Origin of the sequence: Mucilaginibacter angelicae, assembly GCF_042434235.1 — a bacterium.
In the GTDB taxonomy this organism is placed as follows: Bacteria; Bacteroidota; Bacteroidia; order Sphingobacteriales; family Sphingobacteriaceae; genus Mucilaginibacter; species Mucilaginibacter angelicae.
Window position 1 is genome coordinate 379,660 of the sequence record NZ_JBHLTS010000021.1, and the last position, 21,227, is coordinate 400,886.

Consider the following 21,227-nt stretch of genomic DNA (forward strand, 5'->3'; position numbering starts at 1 on the left):
TTACCTTGCTTATACAATAACGGTTAAAAATATCAGTTTCCGGACTTTTTAAAAGAGATAGGCTGTGCATAGCAGCCTATCTCTTCCATATAAACCAATTTATAGATGAAGAAATTTTACCCGGCTTTATTACTTATTGTGTTTGTTTTTTTTTCGTGCACAAAAAGAAAGACAACACTGTTTGAATTGATGCCGTCATCGCATTCGGGTATTACCTTTAATAATTTAATTACCGAGAATGACTCCATCAATCCCATTGATAATGCCAATGTGTATAACGGCGGCGGTGTGGGTATAGGTGATTTCAACAACGATGGCTTGCCCGATATTTATTTTTCGGGCAATATGGTACCGAACAAGCTGTATCTCAACCGGGGCAACTTTAAATTTGATGATATCACCGATAAAGCCGGTGTAAATGGTTTGGGAAAATGGGGCAGAGGGGTTGCTGTTATAGACATCAATAATGATGGCTTGCAGGATATTTATGTATGTAATTCGCTGCTGCAGGATAGCGTTAAACGGCAAAACCTGCTTTACATTAACCAGGGCCCCGATAAAGAGGGGATACCGCACTTTAAAGAAGAAGGTAAGGAATATGGCCTCGATATTCAGGCCTACTCTACCATGGCAGCTTTTTTTGATTACAATAATGATGGCAAGCTGGATATGTACCTTACTGTTAACCGGCCGGGGGATGGCTACTACGCAAACCAGTTTCGCCCTATAATTGCGGATGGCAGCGGTAAGAGTACCGGTAGGTTATATGAAAACCATTGGGACGATAAACTTAAGCACCCGGTTTTTATCGATGTATCAAAAAAAGCCGGGATCTCCATTGAAGGCTACGGGCACGCGGCAACTATTGTGGATATTAACAAAGATGGATGGAAGGATATATATGTTACCAACGATTTTATATCGCCCAATATCCTCTACATTAATAATGGTGATGGTACTTTCACCAACAGATCTAAGGAATATTTTAAGCACACTTCGATGAATGCGATGGGGCAGGACATTGAAGATCTGAACAACGATGGCTTGGCTGATGTATTTGAGTTGGATATGTCACCGCCTGATAATTACCGGAAGAAAATGATGTCGATGCCGGAAAGCTATCAATCGTATGAATTGTTTAATCATTATGCTTACCAATATCAGTATGCCCGTAACACCTTGCAGGTAAACCAAGGGCCGGGGTTGGGGCAGAATGACTCTGTTAGAAGCCCGATATTCAGTGAAACCGGATTTTTGAGTGGGATAACTGAAACTGACTGGAGCTGGACACCGTTGATAACTGATTTTAACAATGATGGCTATCGCGATATTGTTGTAACCAATGGATTTCCGAAGGATGTTACTGATCACGACTTTATCGTTTTCAGAAACAATCCTTATGCTACAGCCTCAAAAAAAACTATTATAGATCAGATCCCTACGGTCAAAATCCATAATTACGCTTTCCAAAATAATGGCGACTTAAACTTTGGTGATGTTTCAAACCAATGGGGATTGGATTTGCCAACGTTTTCAAACGGCGCTGCTTATGCCGATCTGGACAATGATGGCGCAATGGATATGGTGATCAATAACATCAACGATAAGGCACTTATTTATAAAAACAATAGCCGGGTGCTTACTCCCAAACCATCAAATTACTTGCAGGTTAAGTTCAACGGCGACCGCTTTAACAGGGATGGTATTGGCGCATGGGTGGATATCTATTACGCCCAGGGACAACACCAGGTATACGAAAATAATCCCTATCGCGGATATTTATCGTCTATTCAGAATGTCGCACACTTTGGCCTCGGAAAATATGACGTTTTGGATTCTGTAGTGATCAGATGGCCGAACAATTATAAGCAGGTTTTAAAAAATGTAAAGGCCAATCAAACGCTAAAGGTTAGTATCAGTAATGCAGGCCAGCCTTATAACTGGATTGTACCGCAAAAAAACAAGGGTGCGCTGTTCACAGAAATCACAGGCTCTGCCGGCATTCATTACCGGCACCAAGAAGGTGACTTCCCGGATTTTACCATTCAGAAGTTATTGCCTCATAAATTATCCGCTTATGCGCCCGCATTGGCATCCGGAGATATTGACGGCAACGGGCTCGACGATATTGCTATTGGCGGTAACAGGAAATTTCCTGCCCAGGTTTTCCTGCAGCAAGCTAATGGTAAATTTAATCAGCGGAATTTAATTGACGCTAAGCCGGATAGCGCCAATTATAAAGATGAAAGTTTATTATTATTTGATGCGGATGGTGATGGAAAGCCGGATCTGTATGTTGCAAGCGGCGGATATGAAAGTGCTTCCGGTTCTAAAAATTATGCAGACCGCATTTATCTTAATGATGGTCGCGGGCATTTCAGCGAACAAAAGGGTGCGTTGCCCGGCAATTTTACGAGCAAGTTATGTGTAAGAGCATTTGATTATAATAAAGATGGCAAGCTGGATTTACTGGTGACCGGTCGCGTTGATCCCTGGCATTATCCCAACCCGGTATCCAGTTTCATCTTACGGAACGACAGCAAGCCAGGGAAACTGCAGTTTACAGATGTTACTTCATCGGTTGCCCCTTGTTTGAAAAAGCTGGGGCTTTCCTGCGATGCCCTGGTTACAGATTATGACAATGATGGCTGGCCGGATCTTATTATTGCAGGAGAATGGATGCCCGTCACATTTATCAAAAACGTTCGGGGCAAATTCGTTAACTCCACAGCAGCGTCGGGCGTTGCTGATAAGATTGGCTGGTGGAATTCTATCGCTGCCGGCGACTTCAGGCATTGCGGTAAGATCGACTACATTGTTGGCAATTTGGGAAAGAACAGCTTTTTCAAAGCCAGCGACAAAGAGCCCGTATATATTACAGCGGGCGACTTCGACAAGCGTAAAACCACCGATGCCTTTCCATCTCTATTTCTTCCGGATACTGATGGTGTGAAGCGCGAATTTCCCTCCTTTGTCCGTGATGACGCCGTTAAGCAAATGATCAGTCTCCGGAAAAAATTTGTGAATTACCGGTCATTTGGGCACGCAACAATGCAGGATTTGCTGTCGCCTGAACAATGGAAAAGCGCCTTGCGATTAAAAGCCAATACGCTTACTTCATGCTACCTGGAAAACCTTGGTAATGGCAAGTTTAAAATGTATCCCCTGCCAAATTACGCCCAGGTTTCGGCCATTAACGGGATGGTGGTTGATGACTTTGATGGTGACGGTAATTTAGACGTCGCTATTAACGGGAATGATTACGGCACCAATGTTTCGGTAGGCAGGTATGACGCCTTAAACGGCTTGCTTTTAAAAGGCGATGGTAAAGGTGGCTTTAAACTATTAACGATCATGCAAAGCGGGATTTATTTCCCCGGTGACGGGAAAGCCCTTATAAAACTTAGTGGAAAGGACAACCGGTATTATCTATCGGCCAGTGAGCATAACGGCAATTTGAAGTTATTAAAGCTCAATACACCGGCAAAAACGATAAAGATTGAGCCGCAGGATGTGTATGCCGAAGTATCTGCAAAAGATGGCTCGGTTACAAGGCAGGAGTTTTATTATGGTTCGTCTTTTTTATCACAATCGGCAAGGTTCCTAAAAATAAGTCCCGGTATGCAAAAGGTGAAGATTGTAGCTAATAATGGCAAGGCCAGGGAGATTAAGCTTTAATAAATGCACCTTGAATAGCTGTGGTTTTAATGGAGGGAAAAGGTTCAAATTATAATTACCGAAACAGATGCTAAAAAATGCAATTGTCTGCTTTGCCCAGAGTTTGGCTCACGGAAAAACGAGGATAAATATTTATTCAAAGTTTTTACCATTGATATTGATTGCATCGCTGGTTTTATCGTGCCGCGAATCATCGGAGCGAAAAATGATCCAGATTATAGCAGACCTAAACCAAAAGGATTACAACAGCCGTAATCCGTTTTGCCCCGAAGCGAAGGTGGCGCAATGCGATAGCTTATTGAAGCTGCCAGGCCGGGAAAACGATTTTTATCTTTTAAATACCAAGGCTAAGCTGTTATTGGAAACGGGCGACGAAAAACAGGCCGTTGCCATCTACGAAAAAATGGTGACTGGTGCCGATAGTTCAAAAGGCGATTTGTTTGAACCAGATATGGGCCTGGCCTTCATGCGTTTAGGCGAACGGGCTAATTGCATGCTGAACCACAACCGGATGTCTTGTATTTATCCTATAAGGGATAATGCAATTCATGTAAATCAGACCGGGTCGCGAAATGCTATTGCCATTTATGAGCGCATTTTGAAAAAGCACCCGGCCGACCTTGAGTCCCGCTGGATGCTCAATATCGCTTACATGACATTAGGCAATTACCCGGATAGCGTGCCCAAACCGTTTTTAATCCCAGGTCTGAACCAAGCGGGTACGGCAAAAATAAAACCGTTTACCGATATGGCTGCCGATGCAGGTATTAAACTGACCGGCAGGGCAGGAGGCGCTATAGCCGACGATTTTAATAACGACGGTTATCTGGACATTGTAACCTCTGGAACGGAGCTTGACGATCACATGCATTATTTTCAAAACAACCTGGACGGAACATTTACTGACAAGTCCGAAACCAGCGGGTTGTTAAAGTTTACCGGGGGATTGAATATTCAGCAAACCGATTACAATAATGACGGGAAGATGGACATTTTTGTGCTTCGTGGTGCCTGGAAAAAGAACGGTTTCGGTGATCAGCCGGCCTCTTTGTTGCGGAACAATGGCGATGGTACGTTTACGGATGTGACGATACCCGCCGGGCTACTTTTTTATCACCCTACCCAGGCAGCCGTTTGGGCCGATTTTAATAACGACGGATGGCTCGATGTATTTGTAGGGACAGAAGGCTTTAACAATGGTGACAGTGTTAACATCCACCGGAGCATGCTTTACATGAACAACCATGACGGCACCTTTACCGAAGTGGGCCTCAGATCACATTGCGATATCATGTCATACGTAAAAGGGGTTACATCTGCCGATTTTAATCATGACGGATGGCCGGATATCTTTATTTCGACAATGGATGGGCGCAAGTATCTTTTAAAAAATAAAGGCACCAGCGGAAATATCCCCGATTTTGAAGACGTTACAAAACAATCAGGAATATTAGCAAACACTAACAGTACCTTTACCACGTGGTTTTTCGACTATAATAATGATGGCTGGCAGGATATCCTGATTGCAGATTACAAATTTGAGGCCCCGCTGGGTTATTATTCGGCTGCCGAAGCGCTCGGAAAGCCTGTACCCGGTGCGGGAAATATCTATTTGTATAAAAATAACCACAACGGTACTTTCACTGAAGTGTCTAAACAAACGGGCCTTGATAAAGTGGTGTTCAGCATGGGTGCAAACTTTGGCGATATTGATAACGATGGCTTTCCTGACTTGTATTTTGGTACAGGCAACCCTGATTTTGGCTCCCTTATCCCAAATAAGATGTTCAGGAACGTGGAAGGGGAGCGATTTGAAGATATAACAAGCATTTCCAGAACAGGTAATCTACAAAAAGGGCACGGTGTCGCGTTCGCCGATTTTAGAAACCGTGGTTTACAGGATATCTTCATCGAAATGGGAGGGGCTTACGCCGGCGATGCCTACACCAGCGCCTTGTATGTAAACCCCGGTCAAAACGATAACAACTGGATAAGTATAAAAGCCGAAGGCATAAAATGCAATAAAGCAGGGATTGGCAGTCAATTAAAAATAACATTTATTGATAACGGAGTTAAAAGAAGTGTTTACAGGGAGATTAATTCCGGCGGCAGTTTTGGATCATCGCCAATACAAGCGGAAATAGGCGTGGGGCATGCCGGCATTATCGATGAACTTGAGATTACATGGGCCGGCAGCCGTACCGTTCAGCGGTTTCATAATTTGAAGGTAAACCAGTTTTACCGGATTACAGAAGGAAACGGGACGGTTATCCCCGTTCAATTAAAAAAACTCAATTACCATAGTATGGCAGGGATGTCGATGGCGATGAAGATGTGAAATGTTAGCGCATTACGGATCAAGTGATGCGCTAACTCTTCGAATATCTTGCTGTTCCGATTTTTATTGGCTTTGGCAAGATTGCTTCGTGTGACGCTTTTTCCAAGGCCTAAATGACATAACGTCCAATTTAATAATCAGATCGCGTGAGCTATTCCTGCCGGTAAGTTGACCAAACAGCATACAGAGCAACTGGTTCTATTTACATATTTGTCAAACCACATAATTATCTGCGATACCCTCAAATACACACAGTGGAAGAAATGCTGTTAGTTGCAAGAAAACATATTTGTCTTGACAACCGATTGATTTTTTATAACCGGAATAACAAAGCTTAATATGGAGAAAATAAGTCTTCAGAATTAATCAGATGTAAGTATATGGCAAACAGGTTCTGAGTGTGATGAGGGGCTGAAAGTTTTCTAATGATCAAATTATGTTGCATATTTGTAATCAAACGTGTAAAGGATAATCCGCATTATTTTACGCCAGCCAATTATTAATGATCTGAATTAACCCGGGTAACATATTCCAGGGGGTAAGAGCAGCTGAAATTCCGGTGTAATGATATTATAGAAGTCAATAAACAAATAAAAAAAATCCGGTAAGTAAAGATTTATACAAGAAGTGGGCACGCGAAATTACGAACTGTATACGGATCAGCAACTGCTTGATTTATTGTGTAAGGATGATACCGGTGCCTATGCAGAAATTTACCGGCGTTACTGGAAGAAATTACTGACCATGGCCTGGAACCACAGTGACAGCAAAGAAGCGGCCGAGGACATCGTTCATGAAGTGTTTGTTTCGTTGTGGGACAGAAAAAACACAGTCGAAATAGGGGATGTGACGGGCTTTTTGATCACCTCGGTGAAATACAGCGTTTTTAAGGCCTTTCAAAAAAAATCAAGAAGGGAGTCATTGCTTAAAAATCATTACGAATTTACCGAGGTTACGGATGATGAAGAAAAGCTGGATGCCCGTTTTCTCCAGGATTATATCGATGACATTGTCGAAAAGATGCCTGAAAAATGCAGTATCGTTTTTCGTTATAGCCGTGAACTTGGCCTTAAAAATGCTGAAATAGCGGAGATGATCAATATCTCTGAAAAAGGAGTTGAAGCGAGGTTAACTAAAGCCTTGAAGCTTATTCGCGGGGGACTTAAAAAGTATGGCTTTGTAATTATCTACCTGCCCCAGGTCGTAAATTTTATCTGCAGTCAGCGCTTCACCAAAAAATTCTGATTATTTTAAAATAATTTTAGGGATCGGGCCTGGTTATAGTACCTATTATATAACAAGCCATACTAACCTTTGGACCAGCAAACCATTCTTGAACTAATTCGTAAACACGCCGATAATACTGCTACACCAGCGGAGCGGGATGCGCTTATGTCATGGTATCGTGAAAAAGGATATCGCGACGTGACATACCCTGACACGGAAGATGCTGTGGAGGCCAGGATGCTTGAACGTCTCCTACACAGGGTTCCGCATCGTAAAACCTATCCAATAAAAATCATTGCTATTGCCGCGTCTGTTTTGTTCGCTTTAGGCTTTGGTATTTTATATCATGAATACCTGGCAGGTAACAAGGCAACCACCGGTGTTACTGCTCAAAATAATAGTATAAAACCGGGTACCAATAAGGCTGTCCTTACATTATCAAACGGCTCAAAAGTTGAGCTGAACCAGGCTGGAAAGGGAACTATCGCGTACCAGAAAGGGATGCAGGTTGTTAAATCAGCTAACGGACAGGTGGTATACAGCCTTGCTAATCATACCGGTCATCCGGAGGCTTCTTCATCAATGGGCGAACCCTCGTTCAATACCGTTGAAACCCCCAGGGGCGGGCAATTTGAGATTGTGCTGCCCGACGGCTCAAAAGTGTGGCTTAACGCAGCATCTTCCATTCGCTTTCCGGTAAGTTTTGTTTCCTTAAAGGAACGTCATGTTGAGCTTGAGGGCGAAGCGTACTTTGAAGTTACCCATAATACAAGCCAGCCGTTCAGGGTTTCTTCGGGGAAGCAGGTAGTTGAAGTATTAGGCACCCATTTCGATATCATGTCATATGACCAGATCAGGGGGATCAAAACTACCTTATTGCAAGGCAGCGTAAAGGTTTCGGGCGACGCCGGGAAGGCTGTTCTGAAACCGGGTCAACAATCGACTTTTTCAGCCGGGGGGCCGATCGCTGTTTCGGCTGCGAACATCGAACAGGTAGTGGCCTGGAAAAACGGTTATTTCAGGTTTGAAGATGAACGCCTGGAAGATATTATATCCACCATTTCGCGCTGGTATGATTTTGATGCCGTGTTTGAAGACGAAACATTGAAGGATGAAAAATTCGGGGCCTTTACTGCCCGTTTTTCTGATATCAATACGTTGCTGAATATTATCTCAAGAACAGGAAATGTGAAATTTGTTCTCCAGGGGAAAAATATCAGGATCATGAGAAAACAGTAATTAACCAAGCAATATATAAACCCTGATTTAAAAACTAAAGTATGAGAAAAAGAAAATTACCTACCTGAAATTACCTGAAAATTAATGGTTTATAAAGCAAAACAGGAGCACTGGCATGCCCCTGTCCGCAATAGCTTTGTCAAACCTGAATGTATTTGTCCACACATTTCAAATTAAAACAGCATTTAACAAATGTATAAAAATTTTACTGCAATCATTTGTACGCATTCGCGGCACCTTAAAAAATTTTTGCTCGTCATGAAGATAACCACGTTTCTACTTTTCCTTGTATTCATGCAGGCAAGTGCAACGGTTTTTTCTCAAAGTATCACCTTCAAACAAAACGACGCTACTTTAAAAGATATATTCAGTGAGATAAACAAGCAAACCGGCTACAATGTTTTTTGGTCATACGCCAATATCAAAAACATAGGCCGGCAGGATGTTGATTTCAGGAATACATCGCTTGAAGAAGTGCTGAAGGCTACTTTAAAAAACACTCAGCTAACATTTACCATTGAAGGTAAAACTGTCATTATCGAAAAAGCGGCGCCTGAAAAGGTAAGCCTCTTTAAAAAAGCAAACCCGCCGGTAATAGATATTGCGGATATTACCATTACCGGAACGGTAAAGGATTCAAAAGGGGTAACCCTGCCGGGGGTCAGCGTTTTTGTGGCCGATGACCCCAAACGGGGCACTATGACGGATAATAACGGTAAGTTTGTGCTCGACGTTAAAAACGGGGCGGTGATCAAGGTCTCCTTTATTGGCTTTGTTACGCAAACATTCACCATTACTCCCGATAACAAAACACTCAATATTGTTTTAGCCGAGGATGTTAAGCAGGCCGATGAGGTTATTGTAACTGCTTACGGAAAAAAGCAAACCCGGGAAGCTATCGTGGGCTCGGTTACCACTGTAAAGCCCGGCAACCTGAAAGTGCCGGCCAGTAACCTTACGAACGCTTTAGCCGGGCAGGTTGCCGGTATTATCGCTTATCAGCCAAGCGGCCAGCCCGGGGTTGATAATTCTAACTTTTTTATCAGAGGGGTTACCACTTTTGGCTACAGGCAAAGCCCGCTCATCCTGATCGATAACGTTGAGCTAACGGCATCCGACCTGGCCAGGCTCAACGTTGATGATATCGAAAGCTTTTCTATTTTAAAGGATGCAAGCGCTACGGCACTTTACGGTGCCAGGGGCGGTAACGGCGTTATCCTGGTTAAAACCAAGGAGGGAAAGGCTGGTAAAGCACAGATCAACGCCCGTATGGAAGCCTCATCTTCACAGTCTGTAAAAAACATACAGCTGGCCGATCCCATCACCTATATGAAACTGTTCAACGAGGCTACGCAAACCCGTTATCCCCTTAACCCTTTACCCTATACCCCAAACCAGATCCTCAATACACAGGCTACTATTGACCATGCACCAGGCAGCAATCCCTACGTTTATCCTGCCGTTAACTGGCTTGACCTGTTGTTTAAGAAACGGACGGCTACCCAGCGTGGTGATATCAGTGTACAGGGGGGCGGTGGTGTAGCCCGGTATTACGTGGCGGGATCATTTTCTAATGATGCCGGTATCCTGCGTACAGATATACGGAACAACAATAATAATAACGTAAATTTCAAGAATTACCAGTTAAGATCAAACGTTAACATCAACGTTACCAGCAAAACAGAACTGATTGTGCGTTTGTCGGGTACCTTTAATGAATATAACGGGCCGCGTACAAACGATGCTTCTTTATCTACCGATCTTTACAACCTGGTTATGCACACCAGCCCGGTTGATTTTCCGGCTTATTATCCGGCCGATTCTGCCAACCTGGATACCAAGCATATCCTGTTCGGTAATGTGCGGGCCGCAGGCGGCGGTCCCGGCAGTACCCAGTATATCAACCCATATGCCAGTCTGCTGTCGGGCCATCAGAATTTTTCGGAATCCAGGATGCTTGCCCAGCTGGAATTGAACCAAAGCCTTGATTTCCTTACCCAGGGTTTAAACTTTCACAGCATCTTCAGCACCAACCGCTATGCAAGGTTCCAGTCGCAGATGTATTATAACCCATTTTATTATACCTATAGCAATTACAACAGGCAAAGCAACCAGTACACATTGCAATGGATCAATAATCAACCAGGGCAGGCGCAGGAATACCTGACCTACGCACCGGGGGCAAGTACATTAAATACCTTCTTCTATTTACAGGGCGTGCTTGATTACTCCCGTACATTTGGTAAAAACCACAATGTAAGCGCTTCACTGATCGGTACAGAGCAGCAAACAACCAATGCCAACGCCGGCAGCCTGTTCGATTCGCTGCCCTTTCGTAACCAAACCGTAGCGGGTAGGGCTACCTACTCCTATAAAAGCAGGTATTACCTGGAGTTTAATTTCGGTTATAATGGGTCCGAACGTTTCTCTGTAAACCATCGTTACGGTTTTTTTCCAACTATCGGCGCATCCTGGATCATCTCTGATGAAAAGTTCTGGGGCGATCTGTACCATGTGTTTGACCGCTTTAAGCTACGGGCGAGCTATGGTTCTGTGGGTAACGACCAGATTGGCAGCCAACGTTTCTTTTACCTGTCCGACGTTAACCTGAACGGGGGGAATCCGGCTTCATTCGGCACAAATGGTACCTATACCCGCAATGGTGTTAACGTCAATAACTACGAAAATGACGATGTTACCTGGGAAACATCCAAACAAACCAATCTTGGTATCGAGTTTACGCTGTTCAAAAAATTCAATGTAATTGCCGAGGTTTATAATAACGACAAATCGAATATCCTGCAAAACAGGGCATCCATCCCGTCTTCCCTGGGGCTCGAATCCGGTATTTCTGCCAATATTGGCAAAGTAAATTCCAGGGGCATTGACATTTCTGTCGATGGGCAGCAGTCTATTGGAAAAGACCTTTACATAGGGCTGAGGGGAAACTTCACTTATTCTGCCAATAAATACACGCAGTATGAAGAACCGCACTGGAATGAATCCTATCGTTATAATGTGGGGCAGCCTTTAAACCGCCAATACGGGTATGTTGCCGAGCGTTTATTTGTTGATGATAATGATGCCAGGAACTCACCCCCGCAAATTTTTAGTACTAATGGTACGCCTCCAATGGGCGGCGATATCAAATACCGGGATTTAAACGGCGACGGGAAAATTGATGGTGCCGACCAAACGTTTCTTGGGAATCCAAGCGTGCCCCAGATCGTTTATGGATTTGGCGTTTCGGCAACGTATAAAAATTTCGACCTGTCAGGTTTCTTCCAGGGGCAGGCAAAGGTATCTTTCCTTATTGATGCCGCTCGTACTGCTCCGTTCATCAAAAGCCCCGACTCATATTTTACAGGTAATACGCAGCTTTTACAGGCCTATGCCGATAACCACTGGTCGGAAGACCACCAGGACATCTACGCGCTGTACCCAAGGCTTGGCCCGGATGGCGCTGTTATAGAAAATAACAGGCAAAGCAGTACCTGGTGGCTCAGGGACGGTAGTTTCCTGCGCCTTAAATCAATGGAGATAGGTTATTCACTACCGGCAAGCGTTACCAAAACCCTTAATGTTAAAAAAGCGAGGATCTATTTTAACGGATTGAACCTGTTGACCTGGAGCCCATTCAAACTTTGGGACCCGGAACAAGGGGGCAACGCCTTTGCCTATCCGGTGCAGAAGGTATTTAACGTCGGCCTCAATGTCAATCTATAATACTAATTAAAATAAAAGATGAAATCCATTAGTAAATATATATGCCTGGTTATGCTTGCAGTGGCTTGTGTATCATGCAAAAAATTCCTTGATGTTACACCCGACAACGTTGGTACCATAGATTACGCGTTCAGAAACCGTAACGAAGCGGAAAATTACCTGTTTACCTGTTATGCTACTCTGCAACAATTAAGATATCCTCAAAATGATGCTGGTTTTACAAATTCGGGAGAGATTATTTATCCCAATAACCTGAGCGATAACCAGGGTATCGATCCTACCGGTTTTAACCTGATCAGGGGTACGCAGACCGCGCAGAATGTTGGTTTGAATTACTGGGACGGCAATAACGGCGGCCAGGCTATTTTTAAAGCGCTGAGAAGATGTAATACCATGCTGGAGAATATCGATAAACCGACCGATCTTTCCCTGGCCGAGAAAAAGAGGTGGATAGCGGAGGTTAAGTTCCTGAAAGCCTATTATCATTTTTACTTATTCAGGATGTACGGCCCGGTTATCATTACCGATGTTAATTTGCCGATCAACAGTTCGCAGCAAACGGTGGATCAGAAGAGGTCACCGGTTGATTCAGTTGTGAACTATATGGTGAGGCTGCTGGATGAAGCCAAAGGCGATTTGCCTGTGGTGATACAAAACCAGGCGCAGGAACTGGGGCGGATTACCCAACCCATAGCGCTGGCTGTAAAGGCCCAGATCCTGGCAACAGCGGCCAGTCCGCTTTTTAACGGGAACCCGGATTATGCCAGCGTTAAAAACAAAGACGGGCAAGCCTTATTCAGTTCGACATATGACCCTGCAAAATGGGACAAAGCCGCTGCCGCGTGCCTTGATGCCATCACCGTATGTGAGGCCAATGGGTTTAAGCTAAGCACCTTTGTACCCCCGGCCAACATTCCTGCTAATCTTACCGATTCGTTAAAAAAGGTATTGACCTTAGAGACTGCGATAACGGCTAAATGGGAACAAAACCCGGAACTGATCTGGGCTCAAACGCCAACTTTTCCAACCCAAAGCTTTTGTGCACCAAGGCTTACCGCCGCCGCTGCCGCAACCCCGATATTCCAGGGAACCTTCGCGCCGCCGATTGCCGAGCAGGAATTGTTTTATACTAAAAATGGCTTGCCAATTAATGAAGATAAGACCTGGGATTATACTAACCGTTACGATTCCCGCACAGGTGATGATGCCAACCGGTTTTATATTAAAAATGGATATACTACGGTAAAGGCGCATTTTGACAGGGAGCCCCGGTTTTATGCAGATCTTGGCTTTGACGGAGGGATCTGGTATGGAAACGGTAACCTGAACCCTGAGGGGGCCTATTTTGTTCAAGGCCGCGGCACTGCCGCCTATGCAGGCCCCAAGGATAATATCAAACTAAATATTACCGGTTACTGGCCAAAAAAACTGGTTAATTATCTAACTGTTTACGATGCCACTTATACCATTGAGGAGTATCACTTACCGCTGATCAGGCTGGCTGGTTTGTATTTACTGTATGCCGAGACTTTGAATGAGCAGGGCAAGCCTTATACGCAGGTAGTGCCGTATCTTGACCGGGTACGCAGCAGGGCCGGGATCCCGGGCGTGGTGGAAGCCTGGACAAATTACAGTAAAAATCCGGCTAAGTTCAGCACTAAAGAGGGTTTGCGCGAGATCATCCACCAGGAAACACGGATTGAGCTGGCCTTTGAATTTCAGCCGGGCTGGGACTTGCGCCGCTGGAAGGAGCTGCAGGCCGTGTTGAGCAAACCGATGCAGGGCTGGAACATTTATGAACCGGATGCGGTGAACTATTACAGGCCGCGTGCTTTGATCACACCTGTATTTAATGTGAGAAATTACCTGTGGCCCATTTTTTCTGACGACCTGATCATTAATAATAACCTGGTACAAAACCTGAACTGGTAACCGCGGATACACTTAACGACAATTGAAGAATGAAGAAGAATATAAAAAACTGGCCATTGCTGCTTTTAAGCCTCCTGGCAATCAGCATGATCTCCTGTAAACGCAACGACGGGTATAATGACCCAATCTCCAAGGATAAAACCAAACCGGCCATGGTTACCAACGTAAAAGTTGATAATTATAACGGTGGCGCCTATATCACTTATGACCTGCCTAATAGCGAAAATGTGTTGTACGTGGTAGCCAAATACCAGGTTAGGGATGGTGTATCAAGGGAAACAAAATCATCATATTTCAGTGATACTCTTAATGTAGTGGGTTTTGCAAAGGCCCGGGAATATACCGTAAGCCTGTATACAGTGAGCCTGGCCGAGGTGATGTCAGATCCTGTGACCGTTAAGGTTAATCCTTTAACGCCTGTTTATTCAGTAGTAAGTTCGGCAGTAAGTATTACCCCCGATTTTGGTGGTGTAAACGTAAAGGCCTTAAACCCGCTCAAAAAGGAGATTGGTGTTGTGGTAACTGCTTTTGATCCCTCCACCGGGCGAATGGAAGTACAGGACCAGCATTATACCGATAAAGACACTATTGACTATTCGCTACGCGGATACCCTGCTACGGCAAGAGACTTTGGCGTTTATATTACCGATAAATATGGCAATATCTCAGATACGCTGAAAAAGAGCATCACGCCGCTTTTTGAAGAAATGTTACCGAAAAACATCTTCAGTGAATACAGGCTTCCGCTGGATACCAAGTTATATACCGGCCAGGATTGGCCCGTTAATCACCTGTGGGACGGTATCACAGATAACAGTGTCAGCGGCTGGCACACCAATTCGGGGAACGTTCCTCCGTTTACCTGTACGTTTAATGTGGGTGCTACCTATAAGCTAAGCAGGTTTGTTATATGGGAACGTCAAAATGAGTTTGCTTACGGTTTTAGTAACCCCCGCAAATTTGCCATATGGGGATCAAACAAAGCTCAGCCGCAGGATATACAACTGCCGGTGACGGCCCCGGAAGGGACAGTTATAGGCGACTGGATAAACCTGGGGAACTTTGTTTATCCCGATCCTCCTTCAGGACTCCCTCCGGGCGCTATCAATGCAGCCGACAGGGCTTTCGTAGCAGCAGGGGTAGGGTTTAATTTCTCCTTGTCTGATCCGGCCATTCACTTTTTGAGGATAGCGGTGGCAACTACCTGGTCGGGCGGTGATACGGCCCACATTATGGAGCTTTCATTTTACGGGCAACCGCAATAATTAAAGATTTAAAACATAGCAATGAAAAAATATTATATCATACTCAGTTGTTTTTTACTCATTGTATTATACAGCTGCCAAAGAGATCATCAAACAGATTTTAAAGCATTTTTGGGTGATAAAGAGATCAGGTATACTGGTGCTGTTGGTCTGGTTACGGCGCAGCCCGGTAACCTGGAGGTAGGGCTAAAGTGGAAAGCCAGTTCGGATCCGGGTATTACAAAATATGTTATTTACTTTAACAATAAGGCGGATTCGCAGGTTGTTCATATCGATGGAAAAAAAGATACTATCAGCACGGTTATCAAAGGTCTGTCTGAATATACCTATTCGTTCACCATTTATTCTTTTGATGCCAATGGCAATAAGTCAATCCCTACCGAAATAAATAACATAAAGATCTATGGGCCAATTTATCAAAGCACCCTGTTGAACCGCGGGTATAATGCAACTAATCCTTATTCCGTTACTACGGCAGGGGCTGTTACGCTTAATTTTATTACGCCCGATACCATTAATGTAGGTACCACAATTAAATACACAAGTAAGCAGGGAGAAACCAAAACCGTTATCCTCAAGCCTGAAAATTCATCAATTACCATTCCTGATTATAAACCGGGTACGGCTATCACCTATAACTCCTCTTATATCCCGGAACGAAACGCGATAGATGTATTTAATGCACCAACCTTTGATACCTTTCCACAGGTGGTACACATTGAACCTTGTGATAAATCGTTGTTTAAGAAACTGCGGCTGCCCTATGATTTTTTACCACTGGAAGACCGGACAGACCTTGAAGAACTATGGGACGGTGCAACTTCACCCAAGGGCTACCCTGACATATTTCACAGCAACGGACAAGTTCGTTTGCCGGGTACGCTTACCTTTGATTTGGGCAAGGTTTATACCCGGTTAACGCAGGTAGAAGAAATTGGGCGCAACTGCTGCGCTAACCCCAATGATTTTGAGATCTGGGGTATAGCAGATATCACCAACGCGGCTACCAGCGTCCCGCCAAACGATCCTGCCTGGAAAGCGGAAGCGATTCAAAAAGGATGGAAACTGCTTAAGGAGGTTAAAAGAACTGATGACGGATCTGCCCCGCTGAAGTCAGACCTGGATCCTAATGTGCCGCCGGTAAGATACCTGCGCATCCGTGTGATCAGTGCCGCGAACGGGGATGCCAATACGGCTAATATTTCGCAGATAACACCTTTTTATGAGGTGTTGGAATAGTACAATCATCAATGTCTGCATAAAATAATCGAAATATCGGTTAAACGATCAACAGCGGCTGTCCAATGGATAGCCGCTGTTATAAAACGCAGGTATTGATCCCATGTATCGTTGTATAGCCTGAAATAATCTTTTTAAATATTAATAATCAAAATCATGTATAAATTTCTGAGATGCTCTTTAGCAGTTATCTCTTTATTATCGGTGGCGGCAAGTTTAAACGCACAGGCACCAAAAAAGCTTACACAATACGTCAATCCATTTATTGGTACAGGAGCTGTTAAAGGCAGTTTATCGGGCAATAATTACCCTGGCGCCACGGTGCCTTTTGGTATGGTACAGCTCAGTCCGGATACGAGGGATGAGCCCGAATGGGATGCTGCCAGCGGGTACGATCATAACGACAATTTTATAGCGGGCTTCAGTCATACCCACTTGAGTGGTACAGGCGCCCCCGACCTGTTCGATATTTTATTTATGCCTTATACAGGCGACGAAAAAACAAGGGCCGGTGATGCAAAACAGCCCGGTAGCAGGTACGGTTCACGCTTTTCGCATGCTAATGAATCGGCCAGGGCTGGCTACTACCAGGTTAGGCTGGATGATCATGACATTAATGCAGAGCTTACAGCTACAGCACATGCCGGCTTTCATCGCTATACTTTTCCAAGAAATAGCAGCGCTAAGGTCGTTATCGATCTTAATCACTCATTAAAGAAACCCAATTTTGGCTGCCAAGTAATAGCCGCCCGGTTTAATATAGTAAACGATCATGCCATTGAAGGTTTCAGGGTGATCACCGGCTGGGCTAAGTTGCGTAAGGTTTATTTTTATGCCGAGTTTAATAAGACTATTAAAAGCAATGACCTTGTTGACGGCGGTACTCAATATTTTAACCAGCAATTGTTGAACGGTACTGATCTGCGTGCTATACTGGATTTCGATGCTTCTGACGGAATCCCTGTATTGGCCAAGATCGGCCTGTCGACTGTAAGCTGCGAAAATGCAAAACTGAACCTGGATGCCGAAATCCCTGCATGGGACTTTGACCGGGTAGTGGCCCAGGCCGATGCACTGTGGGAAAATGAACTGGAGAAGATAAACGTTGAGGGCAGTGAAAAGCAGAAACAGATTTTTTATACCGCGCTTTACCATACTTTTATACAGCCCAACAACTATGCTGATGTAAACGGTGATTATACCGCGATTGATTATACAGTTCATCACGCCAAAGACGGCTTTTACAGCACCTTTTCGCTGTGGGACACCTACCGGGCGGCGCATCCGCTGTATACATTGGTGCAGCCTGAGCGCAGCGCCGGTTTTGTAAACAGTATGATCAGCCAGTATGACGCCTATGGCTATCTGCCTATATGGCAATTGTGGGGGCAGGAAAATTATTGTATGATTGGTAATCACGCAATTCCCGTAGTTGTTGATGCTGTACTGAAGGGAATACCGGGTATTGATATCAACAAAGCATACGAAACAGTAAAAAGCTCGTCAACAACAGATCATCCCGGCTCGCCGTTCAAGGCCTGGGAAAAATATCATTATATGCCCGAGAATGTACAGTCGCAATCGGTATCGCTTACGTTAGAGATGGCTTATGATGACTGGTGCGTGGCACAGTTAGCCAAAAAGTTAAATAAAACTGCCGATTATGAACATTTCATGCAGCGGTCACAATACTTCAGGAACCTGTATGATACTCAAAGTGGTTTTTTCAGGGCAAAAGACAGCGATGGCAAATGGGCTTCACCTTTTAACCCATTGCAATACGGAGGCAACGGCGGTAATCCTTATACTGAAGGTAATGCCTGGCAGTATTACTGGTATATACCACAGGATGTAAAAGGCCTGATCGGCTTAACCGGGGGAGATACTAAGTTCACCGCTAAACTGGATACCTTTTTTACCCTGAACAGTAAACCGGGCGAAGTGAATGGTAACGCGTCGGGGTTTATAGGCCAGTATGCGCATGGCAACGAGCCGAGCCACCACATCACTTACCTGTATAATTACGCCGGGCAGCCCTGGAAAACGCAATATTACGTAGCTAAGATCATGAGTGAATTATACAATACCTCTTCATCCGGCTATGCCGGTAATGAAGATTGCGGGCAAATGTCGGCCTGGTATGTTTTCAGCGCTATGGGTTTTTATCCTGTAAACCCGGCAAGCGGCGTTTATGTTATAGGGAGCCCGGCTATGCAGAAGTCGGTGATCAGCTTATCCTCCGGCAAGCGGTTTACCATACTGGCAAGTCATCGTTCTGCTGAAAATATCTATATCCAATCGGCAAAGCTGAACGGTAAACCGTATACCCATACCTACATTACTCAAAGCGATATAACTAATGGCGGTACATTGGAGTTGGTCATGGGGCCGAAGCCAAACAAAAGCTGGGGTGTCAATGCTTCAGACCGGCCATGATCTGAGCATTGTAAATAACAACCGGTAATCAGGAGCTCCTAATGCAAGAGGGGCTCCTTACCCGCCTGTATTTACCGCAGGATGGCCACCCAGCCGCTCTTTATGCTATGTGCTTTGTCTTTTGGGTTAATTACATAATAATATGTACCTGTGGGTAAAGCTTTGCCTTTATATACGCCATCCCAGGGCCTTGTATAACCAATGGAATGGTAAATATTTATGCCATACCGATTATAAATATCTATGGTCGCATTTGCGTAATCGGCAAGGTTAATAATATTCCAGGTGTCATTGATACCATCTCCGTTGGGGGTAAAAGTGTTAGGTATGATCAGGCTTTTCAAAACCAAAACTTTTACAACTGCCATAGCCGGGCATCCTGTAGCTGATACCACATTTAAGGTGTAATCTGTCGTGGTTTCGGTACTGACTGTGGGGTTCCGGATGTTTGGATCGCTTAAACCAGTGGCCGGCGTCCATAAGTAACTTATGATATCTCCGGTAACCACAGGATCTAACTGTACAAAGGACGTGCGGCCGTCGATCACTGGTTTCTGAGGAAAAGTAATTACGGGACTTTCACTGATATCAGCAGTGAGCGTGTTGCTTGTTGTCGTGGCAGGTATAGCGCAAAACATCTGGCTGGTCAGTTCACATGTTATCTGATCTCCGTCCGCCAGATCTGTCGCGGTATAGGTTTTGCCCGATGCCACCGGGGCACCATTTTTTGACCAGGTAAGTACAGGCGATGCTCCACCATTTGAAAACGAGGCAGTGTAGGTTACCGGGATTCCGGAACAAACCCTGCCAGACGGCGACGCGGCGATATTTATTGCAGGCGTAACCGTTTGACCTACGATAACATCTACAGAAAGAGATGCCTCGCAGTGATAGGTATCTGTGGCGGTTACTTTATACCTTCCGCTGGTATGAAAGGTATTAACTGCAGTATTAGGCGTATCTCCTCCGTCCCAGCGGTAGCTAATGGCATCTTTGGCAAAAGCTGTGCCTGTTACGCTTTCACAACCGGTCAAATTGCCGTTAACTTTGACCGGGGATGTTGTATGAACATCAATTTGTTTAGATACCGACGTTGAACACCCGTCTGCGTTTTTGACCGTCACAATATAACTGCCGCTTACATGAAATGTGTTCGTGGCGTTGTCCGGATTATCCCCGCCGTTCCAATGGTAGCTTTGCCCGCCTGTAGCCGTTACTGTTGTACTGCCGCATGCCGCCGTGTTTTCGGTAATATCAACCTGAAAAGCAGGCGGGCTCAGCCCCCAGGTGATGTTGGTATAATCTTCGGGCGTTGTTGAGGAGATGACTACATTTTTAAAATCTCCCGGAAACATGATGATCGCGTAACCTTCCTCTCCGGTTATCGAGCTGCTGTTATCAAAGGTCATCCCGCCGCCGTCGTACAAAACCACGTAGGACAGGGAGAATTCCAGCTTAACCTTTTCACCGGTTTGCCCCAGCGAAGCAATGAGCAGGACCGGGTTGGTAACCTGGTGTGAAAAGGTCATGTTTGTTGAGCCGCCGCCGCCTGCTGCCCAGGTTGTTTTTGGAACCGTTTCATTGGGAATAGGTACCGGGTAATAGCTAAACAGCCCGTAGTTGTATATGGTCGGTGTTGATGAAAAATCAAAATTTGAAGTCATGGATACGTTAACCGAATTTCCGTTGCCTTCATCTATCGTTCCGGTTGCAGTTGATCCCTGGAACTGCGACCATTTTGCCCAGTGAATAATGTTACATCCGCCATCCGGCGGCCTGAAAAAACAAAACAGGAGGCTTACCAGGCAGCAAAACAGTATCGCCAGTCCGGATTTTATTTGCTTAGGTTTCATTGGTTAACACAAATAACAAGCGGGGGCATAACAAATGATTAATAATATGTTAATGCTTGATCATCCGGTCAGTATTTTACATAACAAGATTGTAGTGGGAATATCATTGTTATCAAAAACGTTAAGGATCGCTTCCAGTTACTGAAAACCCGATAACACAGCAAAGGCTTTTTGTGTTAAAAACCATGAATTGTCCCATTATCACCGTGTTACTGCTATCTTTTTAGCAGCAACACCTTCCGACTTTTGTAATCTCAAAAGAAAACAAAATGTCAAAAAATAAAATATCTTTAG

Annotated in this window: 10 protein-coding genes; 9 read left to right on the forward strand and 1 reads right to left on the reverse strand. The window is 44.6% G+C overall.

Annotated features, from left to right (window positions below):
* Positions 1 to 105 precede the first annotated feature (105 nt).
* The 9 genes from ACFFGT_RS11205 (at position 106) to ACFFGT_RS11245 (ending at position 19,080) form a co-directional block, all read left to right on the forward strand.
* Complete coding sequence (locus ACFFGT_RS11205) at positions 106 to 3,678, forward strand: VCBS repeat-containing protein (protein ID WP_377022617.1); 3,573 nt, start codon at positions 106 to 108, stop codon at positions 3,676 to 3,678.
* Between the two features lie 205 nt (positions 3,679 to 3,883).
* The gene (locus tag ACFFGT_RS11210; RefSeq protein WP_377022618.1) at positions 3,884 to 6,016 is read left to right on the forward strand and encodes an FG-GAP-like repeat-containing protein; all 2,133 of its coding nucleotides are present in this window, start codon (positions 3,884 to 3,886) and stop codon (positions 6,014 to 6,016) included.
* A 627-nt stretch (positions 6,017 to 6,643) separates the two neighbouring features.
* Positions 6,644 to 7,261: an RNA polymerase sigma-70 factor gene (locus ACFFGT_RS11215; protein ID WP_377022619.1), complete on the forward strand. Its 618-nt coding sequence runs from the start codon at positions 6,644 to 6,646 to the stop codon at positions 7,259 to 7,261.
* Between the two features lie 69 nt (positions 7,262 to 7,330).
* Positions 7,331 to 8,482: a FecR family protein gene (locus ACFFGT_RS11220; RefSeq protein ID WP_377022620.1), complete on the forward strand. Its 1,152-nt coding sequence runs from the start codon at positions 7,331 to 7,333 to the stop codon at positions 8,480 to 8,482.
* Between the two features lie 258 nt (positions 8,483 to 8,740).
* Positions 8,741 to 12,208, forward strand: a complete 3,468-nt coding sequence (locus tag ACFFGT_RS11225; protein WP_377022621.1) for a TonB-dependent receptor — start codon at positions 8,741 to 8,743, stop codon at positions 12,206 to 12,208.
* Between the two features lie 18 nt (positions 12,209 to 12,226).
* Positions 12,227 to 14,140 (forward strand): RagB/SusD family nutrient uptake outer membrane protein, encoded by a 1,914-nt coding sequence (locus ACFFGT_RS11230; RefSeq protein ID WP_377022622.1) that lies wholly within the window; start codon positions 12,227 to 12,229, stop codon positions 14,138 to 14,140.
* A 29-nt stretch (positions 14,141 to 14,169) separates the two neighbouring features.
* Positions 14,170 to 15,405 carry a DUF5000 domain-containing lipoprotein gene (locus tag ACFFGT_RS11235; RefSeq protein ID WP_377022623.1) on the forward strand — a complete coding sequence of 412 codons (1,236 nt, stop codon included), beginning with the start codon at positions 14,170 to 14,172 and terminating at the stop codon, positions 15,403 to 15,405.
* 21 nt (positions 15,406 to 15,426) lie between these two features.
* Positions 15,427 to 16,644: a DUF4998 domain-containing protein gene (locus ACFFGT_RS11240; RefSeq protein ID WP_377022624.1), complete on the forward strand. Its 1,218-nt coding sequence runs from the start codon at positions 15,427 to 15,429 to the stop codon at positions 16,642 to 16,644.
* A gap of 156 nt (positions 16,645 to 16,800) precedes the next feature.
* The gene (locus ACFFGT_RS11245; RefSeq protein WP_377022625.1) at positions 16,801 to 19,080 is read left to right on the forward strand and encodes a GH92 family glycosyl hydrolase; all 2,280 of its coding nucleotides are present in this window, start codon (positions 16,801 to 16,803) and stop codon (positions 19,078 to 19,080) included.
* Between the two features lie 71 nt (positions 19,081 to 19,151).
* Here ACFFGT_RS11245 and ACFFGT_RS11250 read toward each other — a convergent pair whose 3' ends face one another.
* Positions 19,152 to 20,933, reverse strand: coding sequence for a T9SS type B sorting domain-containing protein (locus ACFFGT_RS11250; protein WP_377022626.1), 1,782 nt, complete (start codon positions 20,931 to 20,933; stop codon positions 19,152 to 19,154).
* Between the last annotated feature and the right edge of the window lie 294 nt (positions 20,934 to 21,227).